The sequence below is a fragment of the Cellvibrio sp. genome (genome assembly GCF_053579595.1).
Map to the genome: position 1 here is coordinate 1 of NZ_JBRFPI010000390.1, position 4,073 is coordinate 4,073.

General features: G+C 49.1%; 4 protein-coding genes. All 4 read right to left on the reverse strand.

What is annotated here, in order from left to right; genetic code table 11:
* Positions 1-26: 26 nt before the first annotated feature.
* On the reverse strand, positions 27-563 hold the full coding sequence (locus ACWA6V_RS18290; protein WP_449523840.1) for a sugar phosphate isomerase/epimerase family protein: 537 nt from the start codon (positions 561-563) through the stop codon (positions 27-29).
* 85 nt (positions 564-648) lie between these two features.
* Positions 649-2,382, reverse strand: a complete 1,734-nt coding sequence (locus ACWA6V_RS18295; protein WP_449523841.1) for a GMC oxidoreductase — start codon at positions 2,380-2,382, stop codon at positions 649-651.
* Positions 2,383-2,446: 64 nt separating this feature from the next.
* On the reverse strand, positions 2,447-3,052 hold the full coding sequence (locus ACWA6V_RS18300) for a gluconate 2-dehydrogenase subunit 3 family protein (RefSeq protein ID WP_449523842.1): 606 nt from the start codon (positions 3,050-3,052) through the stop codon (positions 2,447-2,449).
* Between the two features lie 286 nt (positions 3,053-3,338).
* Positions 3,339-4,073, reverse strand: a 735-nt coding sequence (locus ACWA6V_RS18305; RefSeq protein ID WP_449523843.1) for a glycoside hydrolase family 97 catalytic domain-containing protein, incomplete at its 5' end; no start/stop codon positions are given.

Sequence of the window (4,073 nt, forward strand, 5' to 3'; positions counted from 1 at the left end):
TGTGATGTGCCCTTGTCGATAACATCTCACGGTGTTTTACCCATATGGCCGAGCATTTCTGGTTTGTGATTGTGGTAGCCAGTGTGCATGCCATGCGGCGCTAATTTTTTCTGAATCACTTCCAATTCAGCCGCGACTTCTTTGGCACCCTCAGGTGTAAATGCGCGTTTATCCATTGGGATAATTAAATATTTGCAATCGATCGCTTTATAGAAGGCGACAGTTGCATCAAAATTTTCGGGCGATAATTTATCAAAATGCACGTGCGCGCCTGATGGTTTTAAACCGGTTTTTTCCAAAAAGGCTTTTAAACCCTTAGGGTCTTTTTCATAAGCGCCGAAGTTGCCAGCGAATTCCACACCGTCAAAACCCATGGCTTTGAGTTTTTTCAAGGTGCCTTCAAAATCGGCCGCAACATCATCTTTAATTGACCAGAGTTGCACGCTCAGTTGCGGTGAGGTGGGCGCAACATCGGCGGCGAAAGTCGTCATGCTGACGCTCGCAATCGCGGCCATAGTGATGGCTTTTATTGTTTTAGCCATTGTTGTTTTAGATAGCTTCATAGTGGGTTCCTTTTTATAACGTTTGGGTTACGTGTTTTATAGTACTGTAGTAGTCGTACTTGTGGTGGTGCTTTTTTAGAAATTCCTAAATCTTTCCGAGCTTCAATTGCTGCACTGCATAATCAGCGGCGCGCGCCGTGAGCGCCATATAAGTCAGTGATGGATTTTGTGAGGCGCAGGATGCCATGGAAGAACCATCGGTGACAAATAAGTTAGGTACATCATGCGCCTGATTCCAGCCGTTGAGTACCGAGGTTTTAGGATCTTTACCCATGCGCGCTGTACCCATTTCGTGAATGGCGAGGCCGGGGTGCCAATCTTTTTTCGCATCGATTTTTTTCGTTATATCTTTCACGCCAATGCCTTCCAGAATTTCAGCACAGGTGTCGGCGATATCTTCAAACATTTTCCAATCGTTTTCAGATAGGTCGCACTCAATATGTAATTGTGGAATGCCCCATTTATCTTTCAAGGTTGGATGCAGGGAAACCTGATTTTCATAGCGCGGTAGCATTTCGCCCGAGCCGCCGAGATTGAATATCCAACTGCCTGCACTGCGAATCGCCTTTTTGTAATCTGCACCAAAACCGTCTTGTTGACTAAAGGTGTCCCAGCCTTGACGCATAGCACTGCCGGTGATCTGGTAGCCGCGCAAGAACTTGGGATTCATTTCGCTGTAGTTGGTAAAGCGCGGCATCACCAAACCGGTGGGGCGACGGCCGGAATAATATTCCTCTTCAAAACCTTCCACGCGTCCAGATGCACCCGCGCCGTACAAATGATCCATTAAATAATGGCCAAGTGCGCCGGATGAATTGGCGATTCCCGTGGGGAAACTTTCGCTTTTTGAATTCAGCATGATTTGTGTTGTGCCGAGTGTGGATGCACACAGGAAAATCACTTTGGCAAAATATTCGCGTGTTTCCAGCGTTTCTGCATCAATCACCCGCACGCCGGTTGCGCGATTGGTTTTGGGGTCGTAAATCACACTGTGCACAACACTGTTAGTCGCGATAGTTAAATTATTGGTCGCTAGCGCAGCGGGCAAAGTCGAACTTTGAGTAGAAAAATAAGCGCCGAAAGAGCAGCCTTTTTGGCATTCATTGCGCGTCTGGCATTGGATGCGTCCCTGTGCGGTGTGGTGTGGGGCTGGCACAGATAAATGTGCCGTGCGGCCCATAATGAGTTTGCGCGTTTTCCATTTCTTTTCGATGCGCGCTTTCATTTCTTTTTCGACCGCGTTCATTTCAAACGGCGGTAGAAATTTACTGTCGGGCAATATTTCAAGATTTTCTTCGGAGCCGCTGATGCCCGCATGGATCTCTACGTGGTCATACCACTTTTCAATATCCTTGTAGCGGATCGGCCAGTCTACGCCGTGGCCATCGCGCGCGTTGGCAGTAAAGTCATGTTCACTCCAGCGATAGGATTGACGATGCCACAAGAGAGATTTTCCACCTAATTGATTGCCGCGAATCCAATCGAAGGGCTTATCTTTAGGCGTGCTGTAGGGATAGTCTTTGTCGTTGCCAAAAAAGTGTTTGGTGGCATCGTTAAAGGCGTAACATTTTTTTTGCACGTAATGCTGTTCATCGACAATCGAATTTTCAACTTTTCCACGAAAGGGCATTTGCCAGGCCTTAATGCCTTCGCCGACATAATCTTTGCGGTGCTCTACCGGGCGGCCGCGTTCAACCATCAATGTTTTTAAGCCTTTTTCAGTGAGTTCTTTAGCGGCCCAGCCGCCGGAAATGCCGGAGCCTACAACGATTGCATCAAAAATTTCGGTGCTTTTGATGATGTAAATATTTTTTTCCATGGAGGTGACTTCTTAAAAAATTAAAAGGGCAACAAGGTTAAAAAGGGAAGTGGGCTAGATCCTGTTAATAGGGGAGTGCCCAGGCTTTACCGATTTGTTTGAATTTAAAATTACCTTTGTAGCCGCCGGGGATGGCGAGGTAAGCCAATTCTTGCGTTGCCCCAATTTCCGAGGTGTAGTAACCGAAGGTCACCAGCGCTTTTAATTGTTTGAAGAAGGTGCGGTCATCGGCAGTGAAACCATCGGCTGCCTTTTCCATGTTGGTGAGCAGCTCGATTTGCTGCGTTTTGTTCGCGCTGATAAAAGATGTGCTGAAGCGTTTTTGTGCGGAATCATCGATGCGTTTTAATCCCGCCAGCAGCCCTTGCTGCTCTTCTTTGCTCGCGCAATAAACGGCAAAGTGATTGATAAAATCGTGTACGCCAGCAGCGATGGCGCCGGGGGTATCCGTAGTGGGGATAATGATTTCGCCCATTTCGCGCACCAGTGCTAATTGATCAGTATTAAGCAGGGTCTTTTTACTGCGCGTTAAATCCGTTGGTGGTGTAAAAGCGGCCAGTGCCGAGAGTGAATTGGCCGAGAGTACCAGGCCACAGGCGAGTGCAAGTTGTTTAATGGCGTCGCGGCGCGAAACACCGGTTGCGCCATTCGGTAGAGCGGGTAGGGTCATGTAAGCCTCGTGCTTATTGTATTGTTTTGGGGTTGTATGCGGCCTTGGCGGTTGCTTCACCCGTTCTCTCCTGGGCGGGTGTATGGCTTTCCCTGCTGGGAAATGTGCTTTGAAGTCTAGTTGCTGATCCGGTTAAGAGGGGTCAATATTTGTAAATATGTAATCGATTGCAGATGCTTTTTACGCGAATATTCCGCTTATTTACACGGGTTAGAAGGCTTTGCTCACAAGTGCAATCTAACCCGAAAAATTAGGCATATAGAGAGTAATTCTGTCCGCTAATCGACTAGCGTTTTTTTAGCCGTATAGCGGTACCTCCGCCTGGCTTTAAATCCAGTTGGAGTTGAGTCTTCGCATTCACGCGCAGGCGGACAATCTCGTAGGACTCAGGATTGGTTTCCCAGTCTGCATCTTTGCCATCGCGATAGATCTGTGCCTCATAGTCAGTATCGGGCGGGAGAAAATCGAGCTTCACGTTGAGCGCGCGCGCTTTTTGGTTGGTGATGGCGCCCAGGTACCAGTCGGGGCTGTTTTTATCTTGTCGTGCGACCACCAGATATTCACCTATCTCCCCCTGCAGGGCCCGGCTCTCGCGCCAGTCTGTGGGCACATCATCGATAAATTGGAAGGCGGGATGTCCTGCATAGTTTTCCGGCAAGTCTGCCACCATTTGCAATGGGCTGTAGATCACCACGTAAAGCGCCAGCTGGTTGGCGAGCGTCGAGGGAACCCGGTTATTGGGGCGATATTTTTGGTAGTCGAAATTGAAGATTCCGGGGGTGAAATCAGTGGGGCCAGAGAGGCCGCGAGTAAACGGAATGATGGTGGTGTGATCGGGCAGGTTGCCGCTGTCAGGGCTACCGCCGTTGTACTCCATACCGCGCACGCACTCCCGGGTCATCAAGTTCGGATAGGTTCGGCGCAGGCCGGTATCGGTGACGGTTTCATGGGCGTTAACCATCACCTGATGGCGCGCGGCGGTATCCACTAGCCGCTGGAAATGGTTCACCATGTATTGACC

Bases quoted from the DNA above. Each gene is read 5' to 3' on its own strand.
- ACWA6V_RS18290 (WP_449523840.1), bottom strand. From the start codon at position 563: ATGAAGCTATCTAAAACAACAATGGCTAAAACAATAAAAGCCATCACT.
- ACWA6V_RS18295 (WP_449523841.1), bottom strand. From the start codon at position 2,382: ATGGAAAAAAATATTTACATCATCAAAAGCACCGAAATTTTTGATGCA.
- ACWA6V_RS18300 (WP_449523842.1), bottom strand. From the start codon at position 3,052: ATGACCCTACCCGCTCTACCGAATGGCGCAACCGGTGTTTCGCGCCGC.